Here is a 19,531-nt window from a genome sequence, read left to right on the forward strand (position 1 = left end):
GGTCAGCCCGCCCCTGCCTTGCCGGTCGAGCGGTGCTGGGCGACCCAGATCCGGGCTTGCTCGATCAACCTGCGCACCTCGGCAGGCTCGGGACCATGAGCGCCGTAGGCCTGGCTCAGCAGCCTGCGCATCGCGGGGGCATCGAGTTTGCCCCCTCCGCTTCCGGCGAGGAAATCGGCCCAGTTCGCACCACTCAAACGCGCGACCTGCTCGCGAGGGAAGGCCACCAGCGCCGCCCGCTTCATCACCTCCGAGACCCGTTCGATGGAGCGGGCATCCGGCCGGGGCGAGGCCGCGGTGGCGTCGAGTTCCGCGAGGGCCGCGCGTCGATAGGCATTGGCCCGGTGTCGTCTCCGCAGGTCTCGCAGGAGAAGCGCCAGCATGGCCGCGAGCCCCGTCAACACGATCCAGGCACCTGGCCCAGGGGGCCAGAACGCCACCGGGGCCGGCACCGCCAGGTCCCGTAGGTTCTCCAGGCTGCCGGGATCCGCATTCATGGGGAAGTCCCCTTGGCGCCGGAGAGACGTCGCTCGGCCCTTCTCCCGATCAGCCTCTGCAACTGGGTCGCGACATCCTCGGCGGTCGAGACCGGGAGCACGGGGATGGCTCGTCGGAGCGAGAGCGCGCCCAGGCGCTCCCGCCACTCGGTGCGCTCGTCCGAGTAGCGGCTGCGCAAGTTCTTCGAGGAGGAATCGACCTCGACCTGTGCCTCGCCCGAGCTGAACACCGCGGGGCCAACGTCCGGAAGCTCCAGTTCGAGCGGGTCATGGACATGGACTGCAAGGACGTCGTTGTGGGCCGTGAGGCGGGTGACGAGGCGCGCGGTCTCCGCGTCCTCGCCCGCGGCGTCGGTGACGAGGCAAACGAGCCAGTCGTGCGTCGCCAGGCGCTCGGCCCGGCGCAGGGCCTCGTTGAGTTGCCCGTCAGCTCCGGGAGACGCGGCGCCAGCGCCGAGAAGCCCGTTCCGCCGCGAGACCTCGGCGATGACCCTGACGGCCCCCGTATCCCGCCCCTGCGGTCTCACCTCGGTCATGTCAGCGTCGCCGAACACGACCGCACCGACGCGGTCGCCCAGCGACGTGACTCGCCAAGCCGCCAGAGCCGCGATCTCGGCCGCCACGACCGACTTCATCGCCCGCCGGCTCCCGAAGAACATCGTGGTGCGCTGGTCGACGAGGAGCAGGACCGGCCGGTCGCGCTCCTCCGAATAGACGCGGATGTGGGGCGCTCCGAGGCGGGCGGTCGCCAGCCAGTCGATGGTGCGAGTGTCGTCGCCCTCGAAGTAGTGGCGCAACTCCTCGAAGTTCAGGCCCCGTCCCCGCAGGCGGGAGGCGTGCCGGCCGGAGAGCAGGCTGTGCACCGGCTGCCGCGGCAGGAAGCTGAAGCCCTTCGCCCGATGCCTGAGTCGCAGAAGCTCGTCGAGGCTGACGTAGGCGAGCGCTCCGGCGGACGGCTTCCCGCCCCTCCCGTCGCCGCGCCGCTCTTTCAACTGCGCCATCGCGTGCCCCGTGTCAGGCCGCCACCGCGACCTGCTTGATCACCTCGTCGAGGACCCCGTCGGCCGTCACCCCGTCCGCGCTGGCCTCGTAGCTGAGGGAGACCCGATGCCTCAGGCAGTCGTGCGCCACCGCCTGGACGTCCTCCGGCGTGGCGTAGTCGCGCCCGCGCAGCCACGCGGTCACGCGCGCACAGCGGTCGAGGGCGAGGGAGCCGCGCGGGCTCGCCCCGATGGCGACCCAGGCCTTCAGCTTGTCGCCGAACTCGGCGGGACGGCGCGTGGCGGCGACGAGGCCGACCATGTAGGCCTCCACGGCATCCTTGGTGACGACGCGGTCGATCTCGGCCCGGGCGTCGAGGATGACCTGCTGCGGGATCTTCGGCGGCTTGGGTGCGGCCGCTCCCGCCGGGGCCTGCTCGGACCGTACGAGCCGGAGGACCCGCACCTCGTCGGCATCCGAGGGATAGTCGATCCGAACATGCATCAGGAACCGATCCATCTGCGCCTCCGGCAGCGGATAGGTCCCCTCCTGCTCGATGGGGTTCTGGGTCGCGAGCACCATGAAGAGGGGTGGCAGGTCGTAGCGCTTGCCCGCCACCGTCACGTGACGCTCCTCCATCGCCTCCAAGAGGGCGGACTGCACCTTGGCGGGTGCGCGGTTGATCTCGTCGGCCAGCACCAAGTTCCCGAACACCGGGCCCTTGCGGAACTCGAACCGCCCGTCGTTGCGCAGGATCTCGCCGCCGGTGACGTCCGACGGCAGGAGGTCGGGCGTGAACTGGATGCGGCTGAAGTCGGATTCCAGGTTCTTCGAGAGGCTCTTGATCGCCCGGGTCTTGGCGAGGCCAGGCAGCCCTTCAAGGAGGACGTGGCCGTCGGCGAGCAGCGCGATGACGATGCGTTCGACCACGCGCTCCTGGCCGATGATGTCCCGGTTGATGCGCGCCTGCAGGTCGAGGACGGCGGCGCGTGCCGCGGAGCCCGTTCCCACGTCTGCTCGGTCTTGGATGTCCTGCAACATGCCGGTGCGCTCCCGGCGGGAGTCTGGACGAGCGGGCGCCTAAGTCAGCCCTGTTACCGTTACAGCCTTGCGAACCCAGCGGGAGTGTGGCCGAGCCAGTGCCCAATTCAGTCCTGTTACCGTTACAGCCTTGCCAAGCGGGGACGGGCTGCGAACTCAGTCTCGGGCTCAGCCCGGCGCGAGGACGATGCTCAAGGACGTTCCGGTCGACGAGATCACGCGCGTCATCGGTCTCGCGACCGCGCCCGCATTCCTGCTGGGGGCCGTCGCCGGGCTGCTGTCGCTCCTGGTCCTGCGCCTCACCCGCATCGCGGACCTCATCCGCACCTTGGTGGCGGACCGCGAGCGAGCCGACGGGCGATGGGTGGATGCCACGCTTCGAGATGCCCTCAGGCGGGCATGGCACACGCGGTGGGCCATTACCCTTTGTGTGCACAGCGGCATCGTCACGGGCTGGATGGTCATCCTGACCTTCGTCGACGCCCTGTTCGGATTCCACAACAGCCCGGCCATCGCGGTTCTATTCATCGCCGCCCTGGCGCTGTTCACGAGCGCCCTGGTCTTCCTCCTCCTGGAGATCCGCCTGTCGGTCGCGGACATCACGCGCATCGAGCGAGCACTCTGCGACGGGCGAGCCGAACCCCGTTGAACTCGGTGCCGCGGTGCCTACCGCCCCCTCGCGGCGCGCTCGAACGCACGGCGCAGCCGCTCCCCGCGGCCCGGTCGGACGCGCAGGTGCGGGACGATCAGCTTGTCGAAGGCGAAGGCGACCTGGTCGTACTCCTCGCCGCAGCTCTCGGCCCGCTCCTTGGGCAGGTAGCCCTTGGCCACGATGTAGCCGAACCGCTTCTCGTCCGATCCATAGGCCAGGCAGCCGAGATTGTAGAAGCGCTGCCAGGAGAAGCCGTGGACGTCCGCGAAGCCGCCCTTGTCGACCGGCTCGTACTTGCCCGTCGTCGCGAAGAAGTAGGCGCTCCCGTTCACCACCGTGCGCGCCTCCTTGCCGCCCAGCTGGAGCAGGGCAAAGGACGCGACCTGATCGGCAGCGTCCTCCTCGCGCCCGAGGATAGGCACGCGGAGCAGGTCGAAGAGGGCGTGCCCGCTCTCGTGCATGAGGATCTGGGCCACGGGACCCACGAGCGCGTCGTGGTGGGAGACCCCGGCGGGCGACTTGGTCTTCGGCGCGATCTTGTGGATGCTGGCGACCAACTCGTAGCAGAGCGTCACGCTCCGGTTCTCGGGCGCGTACCAGGCATTCAGCTCCCCGGCGCACTCCTTGAGGCGGTACGTCAGCCGGGTCGGTAGGCGGGCCAGTCCGACGATGGCGCCGACACGCTCCAGCACACGCTGCCGACGCATGGAATCGTAGATCTCGCGGTAGGCCGCCTTCTTCGGGGCCTCGTAGACGACACGGATGCGGTCCGAACCCGTGGAGGTAGCTCCGCGTGCTTCCGCAGCTTCGATGAACAGGATGACGCACAGGAAAGCAAGGGCAAGCGCGCGACCCGACCGGCGGCTCATGCGCGTCCGTCCCTCACTGCCACGTCCACGTGCGCCATCGCGCGGATGGCCGAAAGGTCCTCCGCAGAGACAATTCGGCCTTTCCGCCGGCTCAGGCGATAGACCGGGAGCGCGATCCCGCCGCCCAGGAGACGGCGCACGCGGACGACCGCGACCACGTGCATGCCGTACGGCGCGGTGTGGACATCTGTGATGCGACTGATGGCGTGACCATCGGAGGTGTAGACCCACTTCCCCCGCTCGGCCCGGCGCAGGCTCTCCGTCAGGATCTGGGAGTAGGCGTTGTCCCAGCCATTGACGTTGGACGGCGGTGCGTGCGCATGAGGCGGAACCGCCGCGCTGATGGGCACGATCATCATCAGCGACAGGAGTAGCTGCCGCCGACCTTCCGCCCACCGGGCCCGGCCGCTCATCGGGGCCCTCCCGTCCGTCGGATGCAGCGGAACCCGATGTGACTGGTCGAGGTGTCGACCGGGTGAGGATGACGGGCGGCAGGGCGGTAGCGGCGGCAGTAGTTCGGCGCGCAGAGATGCGAGCCGCCCTTGACCACCCTTCGCGGGATGCGGATCTCGGGCTGGTTCGGGTCGAAGCTCTCGTCCGCTCGGCCGCCTCTGGGATTCTGCGGGATGCAGCAGGCCTTCGCCGCGTCGGCGGGATGCTTCGGGACGTAGAAGTCGGTCGTCCACTCCCAGACGTTGCCGGTCATGTCGTAGAGGCCGTAGCCGTTCGGCGGGAAGGCCGTGACCGGCGAGGTGCGCTCGTAACCGTCCTCGGCCAGGTTCTGGTGCGGGAAGGCGCCCTGCCAGGTGTTGGCCATGTGGCGGCCGCCGGGCGCGAGTTCGTCGCCCCAGGCGAACTCCGCCCCGTCCAGGCCACCGCGCGCGGCGTATTCCCACTCGGCCTCGGTCGGCAGTTCCTTGCCCGCCCAGGCCGCGTAGGCTTCGGCGTCGGCGTAGACCACGTGCACCACCGGGTGGTCGTCCAGCCCGGCAATTGACGAACCGGACCCGTAGGGGCGGCGCCAGTGCACACCAAACTTGAAGCGCCACCATGCGCTCCAGTCCCGCAGGTCGACCGGCCCCTTCGGCGGCTTGAACACCAGGGAGCCCGCCTGAAGCATGTGCGGCAGAGCGCCGGGGTAGTCGGCGGCGTCCGGTTTCCGTTCGGCCATGGTCACGTAGCCGGTGGCGCGCACGAACGCCCGGAACTGCGCGTTCGTGACCGGCGTCGGGTCGATCCAGAAGCCATCGACACGGACCCGGTGGACCGGCGCCTCCTCCGGGTAGTGCCGGTCTGAACCCATGCGGAACGTGCCGCCGGGCAGGAAGACCATATCCCGGACCGCATCCGAAGCGGCGGGCCGGTCGAGAAGGGCCGTATCCGTCATCGGGCGCTCCTTGGCGCGGGCGGGAAGACCGCGTTCCAATCCCGCTGCATGTCGACGACCGTCCACCCGCGCCGCTCGGCTTCGTCGAGGGCCTTGTCGAGGCGTCCAACGTGGGACTGGCGGTCGTAGGCGAATTCGCGCTCGGCGTCGGTATGATGCACAAGGCCCAGGAAGCGGGGCCCGGCTCCGGCGGCGGTCCACTGCAGCATCTGGTGGTCACCGTCCGAGTTGCCGAAGGCGAGGATGGGCCGGCGCCCGATGAAGCGGTTGATGCCGGACGGCTTGCCGGGACCGTCATCGATGAACTCGACCTTGGGCTCCTTCACGAGCACCGGCATCCCGTCGGGCCTCATCTCGAACTTCGTGGCACCAGACGAGCCCACGACCTGCTCGGGCGGGACGCCGTACGTCCGCTCCGCGAAGACGCGCATGAACTCGACGCCTCCGCCGGAGACGATGAAGGTCTTGAAGCCGCTGGCGCGCAGGTAGGCGAGCAGCTCCAGCATCGGCTGGTACACGAGGCTGTCGTAGGGCCTGCCGAAGCGGGGGTGGCGCGCGGTCTTCAGCCAGTCCGCGACGATGCCGTTGAAGGCTTCGGTGGTCATGCCGGCGTGGGTCGCGGCCATGACCTGGAGCAGGCCTCGCTCCCCGGAGGCCGCCACGGCTTTGGGGTCGCCCTCGATGATGCCCTTGAAGGGCTGCGTATCCTTCCACTCCGGATGCTCCGGCGCGAGCGCCTTCACCCGATCCAGGGCGAACGCGATCTGGAAGTAGATCGGCTGCTCCGCCCAGAGGGTGCCGTCGTTGTCGAACACCGCGACGCGTTCGGCCGGCACGACGAAGTCCCGGCCGCTCCCATGGCTGACGCGCCCGACGAAATCAAGGATCGCCCGCTTCGGGGCGCCGTCGTTCCAGGAAGGCAGCGGGTCATCCTGGGAGCGGGCCGCGCTCACCCATGGCGGCCCCGCAAGGATAGGGACGGCCGCCGCGGCCGCAAGCAGTCCGCGGCGGCTGAAGGTACCTCCCCTGGTAGACATCGCCTGCCTCCTGACGCGCTACTTGCCCTGCGCCTCGGTGGCACGCCGCATCTTCTCGATGATCTGGTCGATGCTGAAGCTGGCTGCCCGTTGGCGTGGCGGGAACTCGCGGAACGTTCCGAGGAATTTGGCGACTTCCTCCTGGGCGGGGAAGATCAGGTAGGGTTGCGAGACGAACCAGTCGTAGTAGGTGTTCGAGGTGATGTCGGCCCGCTCGTAAGGGTCCGCCCGCAGGTCGAACAGCTTCGGCAGGCGCAGCGTCGTGAAGGGTTCGGCCCAGATCCGCATCGTGCCCGGCGCGCGCTGCTCCTCGAAGACGATCTTCCAGTTCTCGTAGCGCATCGCCACGAGGTCGCCGTCGTCGTTGAAGTAGAAGAACTTGTTGCGGGCGCTACGGTCCTGCTGCCCGGTCAGATAGGGAAGCTGGTTGTATCCGTCGAGGTGGACCTTGAAGGTCTTCGCCCCGGCCGTGTGACCCTTCAGCAGCTTGCCGGTGATGTCGGGGTCACCGGCGGCAGCCATCAGGGTGGGCAGCCAGTCGAGCCCGCTGACGATCTCGTTCGAGACCGAGCCGGCCTGGATGTGCCCGGGCCAGCGGATCATGCAGGGCACCCGGAAGGCGCCCTCCCAGTTGGTGTCCTTCTCGCTCCGGAACGGCGTCATCGCGGCATCCGGCCAGGAGTTCATGTGCGGGCCGTTGTCGGTCGTGTAGAGGACGATGGTGTCGTTCGCGATGCCGAGTTCGTCGAGCTTCTTCAAGAGCTGCCCGATGTGCCCATCGTGCTCGACCATCCCGTCGGCGTACTCTGTCCGGGCGGTGAGGCCCGGGGGGCTCCGGCGGTCCGCCGCGACGTGGGTGCGGAAGTGCATCCGGGTCGAGTTGAACCAGCAGAAGAACGGCTTGTCGGCTCGAACCTGGCGCTCCATGAAATCCATCGCGGCGGCCGAGGTCTCGTCGTCGATGGTCTCCATCCGCTTCTTGGTGAGCGGGCCCGTGTCCTCGATCTTGCCGTCCGCGGACGCCTTGAGGACGCCGCGGGGGCCGAACTTCTTCCGGAACTCGGGATCGCGCGGGTAGGTCCGCTGCTCGGGCTCCTCCTCGGCGTTGAGGTGGTAGAGGTTGCCGAAGAACTCGTCGAAGCCGTGGTTGGTCGGCAAGTACTCGTCCCGGTCGCCGAGGTGGTTCTTGCCGAACTGCCCCGTGGCGTAGCCCAGCGGCTTGAGGAGTTCGGCGAGGGTCGCGTCCTCCTTCTGCAGGCCCACCGTCGCGCCGGGCACGCCGACCTTCGACAGCCCCGTACGCAGGGTCGACTGCCCCGTGATGAAGGACGAGCGGCCGGCCGTGCAGCTCTGCTCGGCATAATAGTCGGTGAACATCATGCCCTCGCGGGCGATGCGGTCGATGTTGGGCGTGCGGTAGCCCATCAAGCCGAAGGTGTAGGCGCTGATGTTCGACTGTCCGATATCGTCGCCGAACATCACGAGGATGTTGACCGGACGGCCTGAGCCGCCGGTCCGGGCGGGAGCGGGCTGCGGGGCCGGCGCTGGCGCCTGCGCGCGCGCGTCCGGCGTGGCGCCCATCGTGGATGCAGCCAGCGCGGTTCCCCCCAGGAGCATCGCACGGCGGCTGAATGCCCGGCTCGCGGCCTCCTCTGCATCGACGTCGTTCGGTCGGCGTGTCTCGCTCATGGTCAGCTCCTGAAGGGTAGGTCTTTATCCTAGGTCCGGGTGCACGTGGCGCCGGCCCGGACCTAAAGCGTCGGGGGTGTCGGGCGCGTTTTTCGGCTCACTCTGCCGGGGCGGGCGGCGTCAGACTGGTCACCTGAGCCGAGGGCTGCTTGCTGATCCAGTGGTAGAGGATGCCGCCGAGGACGCCGCCGAGCACCGGCGCGATCCAGAACAGCCAGAGCTGCGCGATTGCCCAGCCACCCACGAACAGGGCCGGTCCCGTGCTGTGCGCCGGGTTGACCGACAGGCTCGTGATCGGGATGCCGACCAGGTGGACGAGCGTCAGGCAAAGCCCGATGGCCAGCGGCGCGAAGCCGACGGGTGCCTTGCCGTGCGTCGTCCCCATGATGACGAACAGGAACATCATGGTTAGCACCACCTCGGCTACGAGGCACGACATCAGGCCGTAGCGACCGGGCGAGTGCTCGCCGTAGCCATTGGCGGCGAAGCCCTTGGCTAGGTCGAAGACCGGCGCGCCGCTCGCGATGACGCAGAGAAGAGCCGCAGCGACAAGGCCGCCGACGACCTGCGACATGACGTGAGGAGGGATCTCGCGTGCCGGGAAGCGCCCCCTTGCGGTGAGTCCGCAGGTGACGGCCGGGTTGAGGTGACAGCCCGAGATGTGACCGATGGCGTAGGCCATGGTGACGACGGTCAGGCCGAAGGCGAGCGAGACCCCGACCAAGCCGATGCCCACCTCGGGGAACGCTGCCGCGACGACGGCGCAGCCGCAGCCGGCGAAGGTGAGCCAGAACGTGCCGACGGCCTCGGCCGCGCACTTGCGGATGTCCATGGAAGCCTCTTAAGCTTAGGCCGGGCAGCGGTCCCAGAAGCCCTTCGTCCGAGAGGAGTCGGTGTAGTACCAGCAGTAGCCGGGGGCCGGCGGCGAGCCCGCCCAGGCCGCTGCGGTCGCGGCTCCCACGAAGCCGAGCGCCGCGCCGGCTGCAAGGGCTCCCCCTGCGGGCCACCAAGCCCCGTAAGGCCGGTAGACGCCGCCCACCACGACGTTTCGGCGCACGACTACGCCGCGTCGTTGAACGCCGCCGCCATGCCAGCCAGGCCGGACCCGGCCGGCGATAGGGCGCCGGACGCCGCCGCCGTGCCAGCCGGGCCGGACCCTGCCGGCGATAGGGCGGCGGATGCCGCCGCCCGCGAAGCCCGGGCGCCCCAATCCGCCCCGGAAGCCTCCCATTCCGCGCGCTGCAAAGCCGCCCCTGAAGCCGCCACCGCGAAAGCCGCCGCGAAAGTTGTGTCGGCGCGCGACGGGCACCAGCATCGCGTCTGGACCGACGTCGGTCATTGCGGCGACGGGCAGCGGAGCCGCCTGCGCGGACTCCAAGGGCGCAGGAGAAGCCAATGCAAGGAGAGCCATGCAAGTAATAAGGGCGTTCATCCGCATCTTATGCCGCTCCGCATCTGCGTTCATGGATCTTGACACGGCAGCTCGTCGGCGAGATGCCGTTGCAATAACTCCACACCTGTCGCGATACCTAGGAGATGGTACGTTTTTCTATTTATTTCATCCGGGGTGTTCCATAGCCTCATCTTAGTAGCAACGACGCCGGGGCGAAGGGTGCCAACCATGCAAGGGAACGGGGCCACTTTCGGAAGCTCGCTGAGGGCCATTGCCGCCCTCGCGCTTGCGGCGGTATTCGGCAGCCTCCCGTTCGAGCGGGAGGCCGAGGCCGCCGAGGCCGCGACGGGTGTTTACCTGTTGGGTATTCGAGGCCCCCTGGCCGGGATCACGCCGCCGCCGGGCTTCTACTTCGAGAACGATTTCTACCACTACTCCGGAGCGCTCGGCGGCGGCCGCGTCTTCCAGTCGGGTGGCGTGGTGGCCGCGAACGTTCGGCAGGACACCAGCATCAATCTGGTCACCCCGCTCTGGGTGACGCCGGTCGAGATCTTCGGGGGACAGCTCGGCTTCTCGGTCGCGATACCGTTCGGCGAGCCCACCGTGAGCGCGGCCGCCGTGCTGTACTCGCCCCGCATCGACCGCCTCGTCGGGGGACGGGTGAGCGACTCGACCTTCAACGCCGGCGACCCCTTCGTGTCCGCCTTCGTCGGCTGGCATGCCGGCAACTTCCACTGGAGCTTGAACCTGAGCGGGAACATCCCGGCGGGCGCATACGAGGTCGGCCAACTCTCGAACGTGGCCCTGAACCGGCCGGCCATCGATCTCACGGGCGCGCTCACCTACCTCGACCCGGTCGCCGGCTACGAGCTCTCGGTGATACCCGGCGTGACCTTCAACTTCGAGAACCCCGCGACCCGCTACATCTCGGGCAACGAGTTCCACGTCGAGTGGTCGGCCACGAAGTTCCTGACGAAGGAGTTCACCCTCGGATTCGTCGGCTTCCACTACCAGCAGTTCACGGATGACAGCGGTTCCGGCAACCGCATCGGCCCGTTCCGCGGCCGGGTGACGGCGCTGGGAGGCATGCTCGGCTACGACTTCAAGGTGGGCCAGACCCCGGTCACGACGCGAGTGAAGGTGCTGCGCGACGTCGAGGTGCAGAACCGGTTCGCCGGCACGACCCTGTTCGTGTCCGTCGCCTTCCCGCTCTGGGTGGCTCCCCCGAAGGCCGCCCCGGAGCCTCGTCCGCTCGTCGCGAAGAATTAGCATCCGGACCGCTCCGTCGGACCTGGGTAGCGCGGGCCCACCCGCCTCAGGTCACCCGCCGGGAGATCCTCTCCGCTCCCTGACTCCGATGTCATCACTGTTACTGTTACAGCGGTGACACCCCCGCGGGCCGGCGCTCTAGTCCCTCCGTCCGTCGCGCCTCGTCAGGGGCGGCGAGCGGTAGGAGGGGCGCCGGCACAACCATCCGCTCGGCCAGCCCGGGCTCACGCTGGAGTGCACGCTATGCAAAGCAGGGGATTGGTGGCGCTCTTTGCCTTGGCCTTTGGGGCTTGGCTCGGGCTCGGCGCGTTGGAGAAGGGCCGGATCGGCGTCGACACCGCCGAAGCCGCGGGGGGCTGCGGGATCGGCTTCCATCGCGGGCCCTACGGCGTGTGCCGGCCAAATGTCTACGGAGGCTATTACGGCGGCCCCGGGTACTACGGCGGGGGCGCCGTGTATGGCTACCGCGGCGGTGCCGTCTATGGTTATCGCGGCGGCGCCGTATACGGGCGGCGCGTCTATGGCGGCCGGGTCTATGGCGGTCGCGGCGTCTACGGGCGGCGTGTGGGCGGCTTCGCGGGCGGGCGCGGCTTCCACGGCGGAGGCTTCCGCGGCGGCCGGTTCCACCGGTAGCTGAAGCCGGTGAGCTGAACGTTAGCCCCACCTCGACCTAACGCTGAGCGGCTCAAACGCAGACGGCTGAGGATCTGGCGCCATGGATGACTTCACCCTGGTCGCCGTGAAGGTGGAGGCGTGCGGCGAGAGCCACGAGCGGTTTGACTAGCACCTAACCGACACGTACGGCGTGATCCTCCGCGTCTCGCCGGAACCTACGTCTCAGACGAGGACGCTGGCGCCACCAGCCAAGCAGCGTTGAGAGGTCCGCTCGTACACCTAAAGCGGCCCCTCCGCTGCTGAATTGCGAAGGTCTGGTGATGGCGCATCTCTGCCGCTCATCGTTCAAGCGCGGCGCGGTTCGGTGTCCCGTAAAAGGCTGGGGGTGTAGGCGCACTTTGGCCTGCGCGCTCGCTGGTTGGCGAGCTACATAGATCCACAACCCCTGTAACCCCGGCAAGTGAGATGATCCGGCGGAAGGTGACTATGGAATCCCTGTCTGCGTAGCCGAGAGGGTCACAGGGAAGCTCTCTCCTCCAGGGCCACTCCGTCCATACACCGCCACGCTCACCCTGCCGACGTACCTCCCAACCTCCGCTCTCAGTGCTACCCCTTCCGCCTGCCTACCTACCTGTCGCACCGCTGACATCGCCCGTCATCCCGGTGCCCGCAACTTCTCTCACGCCGCCCTGAACCTCCGGCTGTCCCTACTCGCAGCCCGAGGCCAGTCTGATGGACCACTGCCCTTCGTCTGACGGCACTACCAATCTAGCATCAACCGTAGTTCAGCCACTCGTCCGCGCACCGCTCGTGCCCGAGCCACTCCTTCGTCAGCACGCCTGCTTCATCCTCGGCGACACCCGCTTCCGCGCCGCCGCTCGCCTGCGCCAGTCAATCTGGCGCGAGGAGCAGGGCCTACCGGCCGGCCTTCATCGCCCCGGTGGCAGCCGCAACCTGCCCTGCGCCCCTCTGGGCTCCCTCCTTCAGCGGGCCGACGCTGCCCGCGGCCTGAACTTCCTCAGCCCCGCCGTCTACGCCTTCGTCAGCCGCACGCTCGTCCTCAGAGAAGAAGGAGCCCTCGTCCACTACGACCGGCTTCATCGGAATCTGCTCAGCTCCGAGGCGCTCACGTACAATCTGTTCGCCCCGCTGGCCCTCAACCTCGACCTCGCGACCGCCGTCTTCCGACAGCTCCTGCCGGACTTCGTCGATCGCGTCACTGCTATCCGCTTCGAAACCTCACCGGGTCGGCACGATCCCCGCTACTTGAACGACGCGTCTGCCTTCGACGCTGCGCTGACGGTGATCACGCCGGAAAAGGAGCGGGCCACAGTCTTCATCGAGGTGAAGTTTTCAGAGGGCTGCACCGGTCCAGCTGCCACGCACCGCCCTCGCTACGAGGAAGCCAGCCGCGAGGCCGCCCTTCATCACAACCCCGACGCGCCCGCACTCCGCTCCACGATGCTGGAGCAGTTCTGGCGGCTTCATCTTCTCTCGAAGTTGGCTGTCCAACACGGCGTCACGCCGCGGGCGCACCTGCTGGTCCTCTACCCGCAGCGCAACCGCCGCGTCCGTACAGCCACCCGCCTCTACGCCGCCGAACTGACCGATCCAGCAGGTTCATCGCCCACCACCGTCGGCTACACCGCCCACACGCTGGAGACCTTCGTCGCCGCGCTGGCGCAGGCGGGCGGCGGTGCGGAAGCGGCCTACCTTCATCACCGCTACCTCGACCTGAGGCCCGTCCTTGACCTCGTCCTGGCCCAAGCCACCGCTCCGGACGATGAACCGCCTCCGGCTGCGCCTCTGCTCGCTCTGCCTGCGCCGACACCCAACGACGCTGCGGCCACTTCATCCAGCATCGACAACACCGACCCGGCTCTCACGACTGCACCACGTCGCCGTTCTTCCCGGCGAGGGTCTCCACCCTCGGCCACAACGCGACAGAAGCGGCCGTCCATCGGCAAAGCCCCGAGCAGGGTCGGGCGGCGCAAGCTGGACTCGTCCGCCGAGGGGATCATACCAGCTGTTTCGGAGGTGCGCTGATGGCCCAGCCGCTCCTCACGCTCTCTCAGCGGGAACAGCTTCTCGCCAATGGCCGCCGAACTGCTCGAGGCGAAGAGATCGATCCGCCTCCGGTGGTGAAGCTGTTCATGCCTGACGGCGCCGGCACCTGGCTCCTCACAGAGATGGATCCGGCCGAGCCAACGCGTGCCTTTGGCCTCTGCGACACCGGCCTCGGCTCGCCCGAACTCGGCTACGTCTGCCTGCTCGAACTCGCGGCCCTCCGGGGCAGCCTTCGTCTGCCTGTCGAACGTGACATCCACTTCCGCGCGAACCGCCCACTCTCGGCCTACGCTGCAGAGGCGCAGACTGCCGGGAGGATCACCGTATGAACCAGATCCAGCTCTCCAAATCGCTCCCTGACGACCCCGACGACGCGCCCGTTCCGCATGTCACCTACGATCCCGATACCGGCCTGCCCTGGCCCGCCCCCATCACCCCAGAGCCGGAGTTCGTCACCCTCGCGCAGTTCCTGTTCGACGCCGCTGCCGACGCCACCGACGGGTGCCTCGTCGAGCCGGACGGCGTCTGCCGGCACGGCCACCCCTCCTGGCTCCTTCGCCTCGGCGTGATCTGACGTGACCGGAAAGGCCCGTCCGCGGGCTTTGTTCGCGCCTAAAAAAGCCGCCTTCTTCTCAATGGCTTAGACGCAGATGTGCAGGGTTCCATTCCGTTTCTTCGCTCCCTCGCTCCGTTTGCGCGCCTACTCCAGAGGCTAGCCGTTACAACGGCCAGGGGCTTCCGAGGAAGGCTGACTCGTCGCTGTCCCGCTGCTAGAAGCGCTGCCATATACGGAGGAGCGGCATGGCCCGTAGGGTGTTCTTCAGCTTCCACTACGACCGCGATGTTCGGCGCATCGTGCAGGTACGCAACTCTTGGGTCGTCCGTCCGGGTGGTGAGGCACAGCCGTTCTACGACAAAGCGGAGTTTGAGGAGGCGAAGCGGCGTGCCGGCGGCATCGCGAACTGGATCGAGGAGCAGCTCAAGGGAACGTCGGTCACCGTGGTCCTATTTGGGGCGGAGACCTATAAGCGCCCCTGGGTGCTGCATGAGATCAAGAGAAGCCATGAACTCGGTAAAGGTCTCCTAGCCATCGATATCCATAACGTGAAGGATCCGCAGCTGGGAACTGACTTCCAAGGAGAAAACCCTCTTGGTTACGTCACTGTAAAGCAGGGCGGCCGTGACGTTCCTCTATCAAGCCTCCACAAAAGCTACGACTGGGTTCGTGACAACGGCTACGCTAACATGCCGGTGTGGATCGAGAATGCTGCGAAAGCGGCTGGACGGTGACATCCCGTGGCAATCTATGAACTGGCCGTTCTAGGAGCGGCCACCCCGGACGAACGCAGCTGCCTCATCAACACGCTTGGGCAGATGGTAGCGGACTTCGGGCTCGCGTCGGGCACGGAGTTGATGATCCATGACGCTGACACCGTAGCCGATCGCGACAAGCATGCTGCCTTCGCCGCCGTCTACTTCGGCGGCGCGGGCCACCCAGACCGCGAAGCCGCGCACGCACTACTACTCAAGAGTGCGCCAGTTATACCAACTGTTGCGACGAACGAAGATTTTAGCGTCGCGATACCCGATTTCTTGCAGGCAGCAAACGGTCTGCGCCGCCGCGCCGACGACCCAGAGATGACGGAACTCGCGGCAGCGCTGCTCGAATGCGTGGGGCTACTGCGGCGTCAACGTCGCGTATTCATCAGCTATCGCAGGGTGGAGTCTCGGGCTGCCGCGCTACAGCTCCATGATTCACTCTCGGCGCGCGGCTTCGATGTTTTCCTCGATACTCACGATATCCGCCCAGGCGACCCATTCCAAGATGTTCTCTGGCATCGACTCGTCGACTCCGACGTAATGGTAATGCTCGATACACCATCGTACTTCGACAGTCGTTGGACCCGCCAGGAGATCGGTCGCGCACGCGCCAAGGACATTCAGGTGCTGCGCGTCATCTGGCCTGAGCACACGCCGAGCAAGCTAACGGACCTCGCCGAGACAATTTACCTGGAGTCTGCGGATCTAGCGGGGCCGGACGGTCCAATCACGGCCGACAAGGCGGAAGCCATCGTTCTCGGGGTGGAAAAGCTGAGGAGCCGAAGCATCGCCGCCCGTTACATGTCGATCACAGGGAAGCTGCGAGCTGACATCGAGAAGATCGGCGCCGCGGTCGAAGGCATCGGCGCACACCGAGCCATCGCTGTCCGACTCCTGAATGACAAAAAGGTTTGGGCCTATCCAGTCGTCGGCGTTCCCACAGCCGAGGTTCTGAACGACGTAGCGGAAAAGGCTCGGCGAGCTGATCAAGCCGAAATCCCTGTGCTGGTCTACGATCACGTCGGAATTCGAGATGCCTGGAGTGCCCATCTGAAGTGGCTGGATGAGAACATTCAGGCCGTTCGAGCCATAAAGGTATCGGAAGCTGGTTGGGCACTCGCCGCGTGGGAGGGCTAATCATGGGGGAGGCAATCTTCCTGTCGGCAGGAGTACCTGACCCGAAAAGGGGGGCGGAGTATGCCACGACAGCTGATACGGTCGCGATTACTGCAGCGGTTTCCGCGCTGGTACATGTGACCCTCGGCCGTCGTCCCCTAGTGTGGGGCGGTCATCCCGCTATAACTCCAATGATCTGCGTAGTAGCTGAAGAGATAGGAGTCGACTATAGCCGGTGGGTTCAGCTCTACCAATCGCGCTTCTTTCAAGACGAGTTCCCTGAAGACAACGCACGATTCCAGAACGTGACATACGTTGACGAGGTACAAGGGAACCGGGAGCAAAGTCTACGCGCTATGCGCGAAAAAATGTTCACTGATCACAAGTTCAAGGCAGCCGTATTCATCGGCGGCATGGGTGGGATCGTCGACGAGTTTGATCTTTTCAGTCGGCTCCAGCGGAACGCTGCGGTCGTACCTGTAGTTTCGACTGGAGGGGCTGCGCTGAAGCTCGCGGAGCGCCTCGGGACTGTCGCTACCGATCTAAAGGACGACCTAGACTATGTGGCACTCTTCCATCGTCATCTCGGCATCTCGGTGAGAGAGGAACGATTCCGCCGCCCTGAAGACCAACCCCAGGACGTCGAGAAACGCTACTGGCGCCCATCAGCTACGCCGTAACCCCGCGCTAGCCGACTGTCATCGAACTCGCCGCCGCGCCGCTCCTTTAGTCGCGCATTCCGCTTCCCGACGGGTCCGATGCGCAAGTTGTGAAACCGACGTCGATCCTCGACAGGATGCGTTCGATGGTTAGGTACCTGACGCGACCGCCTCCACCCCGCTGGATAAGGCCGTCGAGGAGCAGGACCGGTTCGACAAGACCATGCTCCGGCCTGATCGCGAAGACGGCCCCGCCGCTCGAACCGTTCAGAGGCTCGCCGTCCGGGGGATAGTCGACGATCCCCGTCGAGTGTGCAGTGCGATGCGATATCGTGCCGGTCTGCGCGACAGGTTCGGTTCGCTGACCCCCTCGCTCCATGAGCAGTTCCTGGCGGTGTAGCGGATAGCCGCCGCAGACCGCGTCGTCTCCAACCTGTCCGCGATCCGCCGTGCATACGGGAAAGAAGTGCGACGCCGCGAAGTCATCGAGCATCGATGGTTCGACGACTGCAATCAGGAAATCGTTCTCGTCTTCCTGATCCTCTTCGAAGGGAGCCAAGAGACCGTTCAAGGGAATGCTGACGGTATCTCGGCCGTCACTCAGCATGACAAACGCGAGATCCATGTTCCGCTGCAGGTCCTCGGGTGTCCTACGGGCAGGTTCGGCGATCTGGTGGCGCGTGAAGAGGACGAATGGCCATCCGCGGTAGGAGATCAGCGTGCAGCTGCCCTGCAGACCGATGATGAGGTTACGGTCGCGGCGTCCGCTGCCCGCGTCGACCTCGATCATGGGCATGCCGTAGTGCTCGTCGCCGGGAAGGCCGAATCCAAGAGGGCGGATGCAGCGGCCGGCGAGATCAAAGGCAGCTCTGTCGGCGACGAGCGCCATTCGACGATACTCCGCCGTCACTTTTCCTCGGAGAGCGGACCGGCTACAGCCCAGCCCCGCAGGATGTCCATGCCCAGACCCCTAGAGGCTAGGCCAACCGTCGCACGAACCGTGATAGACAGCATCGCTCCGATCATCAGAGCAAAATCCGGGGCAGCCGCGAAATCGCGTCAACGCGGGCCTTCAGCGAGACGCTTCCATAACGGCCACCGACATTCCTCGGCGCCCAGCCACACAGAGCGTCTATGACGCCCTCTGACACGCCTGCCTCGATCGCCACCGAGCGGAAGCGGTGCCGCCAACCGTGATTCGGGCTCACCCCCGGATCGCTGACCTGCTCGCGTGCGAACTCCGCCAGCCGGTTCTTCACGCCCTGCAGAGGCCCCGCCACGCCGCCCTTCGCGTCAGGTACGAGGAACAGTCGCTCCTCCCGCACGCTCTCCACGAAGCGCACGAATCCAAGCTCCACGAGCTGAGGATGGACGGGAACCTCGCGTGCCTGCTTCGTCTTCACGGTGCCGGCCTCGGGCGTAATCGTCAGCACCCATGTGCCCCCGGGATGCCCAGCTACCTCCACGCGACGCACGTCCTGCCGGCGCAACTGAACGATCTCGCCTGCCCGAGCGCCGGTGAAAGCCAGCAACCATGGCACCCACCGTTTGGCAGCATACGTCTGAGCCAACTCGCCGCCCCGCTGGAAGTGCAGCGCGGCCCGCAAGATCGTAGTCGCTTCCTCCTCCGTGAATGACGGATCACGCGTGCGCACTCGTGCTCCAGACTGGACCGTCACGCCCGCAGCAGGGTTGTCCGCTAGCAGCCGATTCGCCACCGCCCAGCCGAACACGGACTTCAGGCCAGCAAGATCGCTGTTCTTCACCGTACGTGGCGAGATCGGCTTCCCGTTGCGCCCGACGCTCGCCAGCCTGTGGTCCTTAAACGCGATCACATGCTCAGAGGTGACCCGCGTAGCGTCGTCGTGCTTCAGGAAGTTCACCAAACTTCTAAACGTGTTCGTGTACGACTCACGGGTGGAGGGCGATTTGCCTGCCTTCTCCGCCTCCAGCCACCACTTCTCTACAAGACCGCTCAACGTCACGAACCCCGCATTTCTGTTGGGAGCCTGATTCGCGTGCGGTGGTGCGGCCACCTTCGCTGCCGCTTCTATCGACCGACGCGCCGGCAAGGAGGCCGGCAGCGAATATCCGTTGGGCCATTCACCTCGCGCCATCTGCTGGAGGCTGAGGCTCGCCCTCTGGACTGCCGCACCAATCGCCCTTGCCAACTTCGTGCGGGTATCTTCGTCAGCGAGCAGGCCGCGCACCTGTAGCTCGTGGTCAGCGGCCTCACGACACCACTGCTCCAGAACCATCAGGCGGCCAATCTCTGGAGGGTCGCAGAAGGCCTCTACCGCCGGACGTGAGATGTCGAGAGGCGGCCGCGTGAAGACCCGTTTGCCCAGCTCGACCGGCCAAAAGGTTTGGGTGCTTGGCTCGTCGGCATGCCGGGCCAGCCAAGAGTCATGCACAGTGGTCGCGATCTCATGCGCCTCGCGCTCGCTCAACTTCTGCGGCCCCTTCCGCAAGGCCGCCCAGCGCGCTTCGAGTTTGACCAGCTCCTCAGCGTAGCGCCGCTTTGCCTCGGCAGGATCCTTCGTCTGAAGGCTGAGGGTGACTTCCTTCCGACCGACGACCGACACGAGGTCGGCAGGTACCCGCTTACGCAGCCAGTACGTCTGCGTGCGCGGATGCAGCTGAGGTCGGGACATCGACAGGACCATGTGTGTAGTACCGCGGTGTAGCACGCGGAACCGCCTAACTACATGATCTGGCTGAAGTTCTTTGGGGATCAGAGCCTTAAAAGGCTGATGGTGCCCAGGGGCGGAATCGAACCACCGACACTGCGATTTTCAGTCGCATGCTCTACCAACTGAGCTACCTGGGCGCGCCGGGCTGCGGGGCAGCGGCGATGGCGGGGGTATAGTCAGGCGAAGGCCGCCTGTCCAGCCGTCTCGTGCGGGTTCTTCGGCGATTTCGAAGCCGCCGAAGAACGG

General features: G+C 66.6%; 21 protein-coding genes and 1 tRNA gene. 9 read left to right on the plus strand and 13 right to left on the minus strand.

From position 1 onward, the window contains the following. Positions 1-2: 2 nt before the first annotated feature. Genes MET2598_RS0101630 through MET2598_RS0101640 form a run of 3 tightly spaced genes read right to left on the minus strand, consistent with a single transcriptional unit; the run spans position 3 to position 2,489 of the window. A complete protein-coding gene (locus MET2598_RS0101630) occupies positions 3-497 on the minus strand; it encodes a DUF4381 domain-containing protein (protein ID WP_018259655.1) in 495 nt (164 codons plus the stop codon). Further along, a complete protein-coding gene (locus tag MET2598_RS0101635; protein WP_018259656.1) occupies positions 494-1,498 on the minus strand; it encodes a DUF58 domain-containing protein in 1,005 nt (334 codons plus the stop codon). Before MET2598_RS0101635 ends, MET2598_RS0101630 begins: the two co-directional genes overlap by 4 nt. A 13-nt stretch (positions 1,499-1,511) precedes the next feature. After that, positions 1,512-2,489: an AAA family ATPase gene (locus MET2598_RS0101640; protein ID WP_018259657.1), complete on the minus strand. Its 978-nt coding sequence runs from the start codon at positions 2,487-2,489 to the stop codon at positions 1,512-1,514. Between the two features lie 217 nt (positions 2,490-2,706). Here MET2598_RS0101640 and MET2598_RS0101645 point away from each other — a divergent pair, with 217 nt between their 5' ends. After that, complete coding sequence (locus tag MET2598_RS0101645; RefSeq protein ID WP_018259658.1) at positions 2,707-3,168, plus strand: DUF2721 domain-containing protein; 462 nt, start codon at positions 2,707-2,709, stop codon at positions 3,166-3,168. Between the two features lie 17 nt (positions 3,169-3,185). Here MET2598_RS0101645 and MET2598_RS0101650 read toward each other — a convergent pair whose 3' ends face one another. The 7 genes from MET2598_RS0101650 to MET2598_RS41995 form a co-directional block, all read right to left on the minus strand. Next, positions 3,186-4,040 carry a DUF4344 domain-containing metallopeptidase gene (locus MET2598_RS0101650; protein WP_018259659.1) on the minus strand — a complete coding sequence of 285 codons (855 nt, stop codon included), beginning with the start codon at positions 4,038-4,040 and terminating at the stop codon, positions 3,186-3,188. Then, complete coding sequence (locus MET2598_RS0101655; protein WP_018259660.1) at positions 4,037-4,453, minus strand: hypothetical protein; 417 nt, start codon at positions 4,451-4,453, stop codon at positions 4,037-4,039. Before MET2598_RS0101655 ends, MET2598_RS0101650 begins: the two co-directional genes overlap by 4 nt. Beyond that, positions 4,450-5,427 (minus strand): formylglycine-generating enzyme family protein, encoded by a 978-nt coding sequence (locus tag MET2598_RS0101660; protein ID WP_018259661.1) that lies wholly within the window; start codon positions 5,425-5,427, stop codon positions 4,450-4,452. The genes MET2598_RS0101655 and MET2598_RS0101660 overlap by 4 nt, the downstream gene beginning before the upstream one ends. Next, complete coding sequence (locus MET2598_RS0101665; protein ID WP_084673746.1) at positions 5,424-6,464, minus strand: HAD family hydrolase; 1,041 nt, start codon at positions 6,462-6,464, stop codon at positions 5,424-5,426. Before MET2598_RS0101665 ends, MET2598_RS0101660 begins: the two co-directional genes overlap by 4 nt. 18 nt (positions 6,465-6,482) lie before the next feature. Next, entirely contained in the window at positions 6,483-8,153 is a 1,671-nt protein-coding gene (locus tag MET2598_RS0101670) for an arylsulfatase (RefSeq protein ID WP_198292994.1), read from the minus strand. 97 nt (positions 8,154-8,250) lie between these two features. Continuing rightward, the gene (gene aqpZ / locus MET2598_RS0101675; protein WP_018259664.1) at positions 8,251-8,985 is read right to left on the minus strand and encodes an aquaporin Z; all 735 of its coding nucleotides are present in this window, start codon (positions 8,983-8,985) and stop codon (positions 8,251-8,253) included. A 15-nt stretch (positions 8,986-9,000) separates the two neighbouring features. Beyond that, positions 9,001-9,210, minus strand: coding sequence for a hypothetical protein (locus MET2598_RS41995; RefSeq protein ID WP_236728650.1), 210 nt, complete (start codon positions 9,208-9,210; stop codon positions 9,001-9,003). A 564-nt stretch (positions 9,211-9,774) separates the two neighbouring features. On the opposite strand from MET2598_RS41995, the gene MET2598_RS0101680 reads away from it, so the two are divergent. The 8 genes from MET2598_RS0101680 (at position 9,775) to MET2598_RS38510 (ending at position 16,613) form a co-directional block, all read left to right on the plus strand. Beyond that, the gene (locus tag MET2598_RS0101680) at positions 9,775-10,815 is read left to right on the plus strand and encodes a SphA family protein (protein WP_018259665.1); all 1,041 of its coding nucleotides are present in this window, start codon (positions 9,775-9,777) and stop codon (positions 10,813-10,815) included. 243 nt (positions 10,816-11,058) lie between these two features. Further along, complete coding sequence (locus MET2598_RS0101685) at positions 11,059-11,448, plus strand: GCG_CRPN prefix-to-repeats domain-containing protein (protein ID WP_018259666.1); 390 nt, start codon at positions 11,059-11,061, stop codon at positions 11,446-11,448. A 792-nt stretch (positions 11,449-12,240) separates the two neighbouring features. After that, positions 12,241-13,476 (plus strand): PGN_0703 family putative restriction endonuclease, encoded by a 1,236-nt coding sequence (locus MET2598_RS35845; protein ID WP_018259667.1) that lies wholly within the window; start codon positions 12,241-12,243, stop codon positions 13,474-13,476. Then, positions 13,476-13,826, plus strand: a complete 351-nt coding sequence (locus MET2598_RS0101695; RefSeq protein WP_018259668.1) for a DUF2958 domain-containing protein — start codon at positions 13,476-13,478, stop codon at positions 13,824-13,826. Before MET2598_RS35845 ends, MET2598_RS0101695 begins: the two co-directional genes overlap by 1 nt. Further along, on the plus strand, positions 13,823-14,071 hold the full coding sequence (locus MET2598_RS0101700) for a hypothetical protein (RefSeq protein WP_018259669.1): 249 nt from the start codon (positions 13,823-13,825) through the stop codon (positions 14,069-14,071). Before MET2598_RS0101695 ends, MET2598_RS0101700 begins: the two co-directional genes overlap by 4 nt. Positions 14,072-14,298: 227 nt before the next feature. Further along, positions 14,299-14,787 carry a TIR domain-containing protein gene (locus MET2598_RS0101705; RefSeq protein WP_018259670.1) on the plus strand — a complete coding sequence of 163 codons (489 nt, stop codon included), beginning with the start codon at positions 14,299-14,301 and terminating at the stop codon, positions 14,785-14,787. Positions 14,788-14,793: 6 nt separating this feature from the next. Then, positions 14,794-15,954 carry a toll/interleukin-1 receptor domain-containing protein gene (locus MET2598_RS0101710; RefSeq protein WP_018259671.1) on the plus strand — a complete coding sequence of 387 codons (1,161 nt, stop codon included), beginning with the start codon at positions 14,794-14,796 and terminating at the stop codon, positions 15,952-15,954. A 2-nt stretch (positions 15,955-15,956) separates the two neighbouring features. Next, positions 15,957-16,613, plus strand: coding sequence for an SLOG domain-containing protein (locus tag MET2598_RS38510; RefSeq protein WP_084673748.1), 657 nt, complete (start codon positions 15,957-15,959; stop codon positions 16,611-16,613). 46 nt (positions 16,614-16,659) lie between these two features. Here MET2598_RS38510 and MET2598_RS0101715 read toward each other — a convergent pair whose 3' ends face one another. From MET2598_RS0101715 to MET2598_RS0101730, 3 genes are all read right to left on the minus strand, one after another. After that, positions 16,660-17,481 (minus strand): hypothetical protein, encoded by an 822-nt coding sequence (locus MET2598_RS0101715; RefSeq protein ID WP_018259672.1) that lies wholly within the window; start codon positions 17,479-17,481, stop codon positions 16,660-16,662. 136 nt (positions 17,482-17,617) lie between these two features. Further along, positions 17,618-19,258: a DUF6538 domain-containing protein gene (locus tag MET2598_RS0101725; protein WP_018259674.1), complete on the minus strand. Its 1,641-nt coding sequence runs from the start codon at positions 19,256-19,258 to the stop codon at positions 17,618-17,620. An 88-nt stretch (positions 19,259-19,346) separates the two neighbouring features. Next, positions 19,347-19,422 (minus strand) — tRNA-Phe (locus tag MET2598_RS0101730). Positions 19,423-19,531 lie beyond the last annotated feature (109 nt).

The sequence above is a fragment of the Methylobacterium sp. WSM2598 genome (assembly GCF_000379105.1).
Taxonomy (GTDB): domain Bacteria; phylum Pseudomonadota; class Alphaproteobacteria; order Rhizobiales; family Beijerinckiaceae; genus Methylobacterium.

What these genes read in the sequence shown, in the direction of transcription:
- MET2598_RS0101630 (WP_018259655.1), bottom strand. Translation starts at nt 497, where the DNA reads ATGAATGCGGATCCCGGCAGCCTGGAGAACCTACGGGACCTGGCGGTG.
- MET2598_RS0101635 (WP_018259656.1), bottom strand. Translation starts at nt 1,498, where the DNA reads ATGGCGCAGTTGAAAGAGCGGCGCGGCGACGGGAGGGGCGGGAAGCCG.
- MET2598_RS0101645 (WP_018259658.1), top strand. Translation starts at nt 2,707, where the DNA reads ATGCTCAAGGACGTTCCGGTCGACGAGATCACGCGCGTCATCGGTCTC.
- MET2598_RS0101650 (WP_018259659.1), bottom strand. Translation starts at nt 4,040, where the DNA reads ATGAGCCGCCGGTCGGGTCGCGCGCTTGCCCTTGCTTTCCTGTGCGTC.
- MET2598_RS0101655 (WP_018259660.1), bottom strand. Translation starts at nt 4,453, where the DNA reads ATGAGCGGCCGGGCCCGGTGGGCGGAAGGTCGGCGGCAGCTACTCCTG.
- MET2598_RS0101660 (WP_018259661.1), bottom strand. Translation starts at nt 5,427, where the DNA reads ATGACGGATACGGCCCTTCTCGACCGGCCCGCCGCTTCGGATGCGGTC.
- MET2598_RS0101665 (WP_084673746.1), bottom strand. Translation starts at nt 6,464, where the DNA reads ATGTCTACCAGGGGAGGTACCTTCAGCCGCCGCGGACTGCTTGCGGCC.
- MET2598_RS0101670 (WP_198292994.1), bottom strand. Translation starts at nt 8,153, where the DNA reads ATGAGCGAGACACGCCGACCGAACGACGTCGATGCAGAGGAGGCCGCG.
- aqpZ (WP_018259664.1), bottom strand. Translation starts at nt 8,985, where the DNA reads ATGGACATCCGCAAGTGCGCGGCCGAGGCCGTCGGCACGTTCTGGCTC.
- MET2598_RS0101680 (WP_018259665.1), top strand. Translation starts at nt 9,775, where the DNA reads ATGCAAGGGAACGGGGCCACTTTCGGAAGCTCGCTGAGGGCCATTGCC.
- MET2598_RS0101685 (WP_018259666.1), top strand. Translation starts at nt 11,059, where the DNA reads ATGCAAAGCAGGGGATTGGTGGCGCTCTTTGCCTTGGCCTTTGGGGCT.
- MET2598_RS0101695 (WP_018259668.1), top strand. Translation starts at nt 13,476, where the DNA reads ATGGCCCAGCCGCTCCTCACGCTCTCTCAGCGGGAACAGCTTCTCGCC.
- MET2598_RS0101700 (WP_018259669.1), top strand. Translation starts at nt 13,823, where the DNA reads ATGAACCAGATCCAGCTCTCCAAATCGCTCCCTGACGACCCCGACGAC.
- MET2598_RS0101705 (WP_018259670.1), top strand. Translation starts at nt 14,299, where the DNA reads ATGGCCCGTAGGGTGTTCTTCAGCTTCCACTACGACCGCGATGTTCGG.
- MET2598_RS38510 (WP_084673748.1), top strand. Translation starts at nt 15,957, where the DNA reads ATGGGGGAGGCAATCTTCCTGTCGGCAGGAGTACCTGACCCGAAAAGG.
- MET2598_RS0101715 (WP_018259672.1), bottom strand. Translation starts at nt 17,481, where the DNA reads ATGGCGCTCGTCGCCGACAGAGCTGCCTTTGATCTCGCCGGCCGCTGC.
- MET2598_RS0101725 (WP_018259674.1), bottom strand. Translation starts at nt 19,258, where the DNA reads ATGGTCCTGTCGATGTCCCGACCTCAGCTGCATCCGCGCACGCAGACG.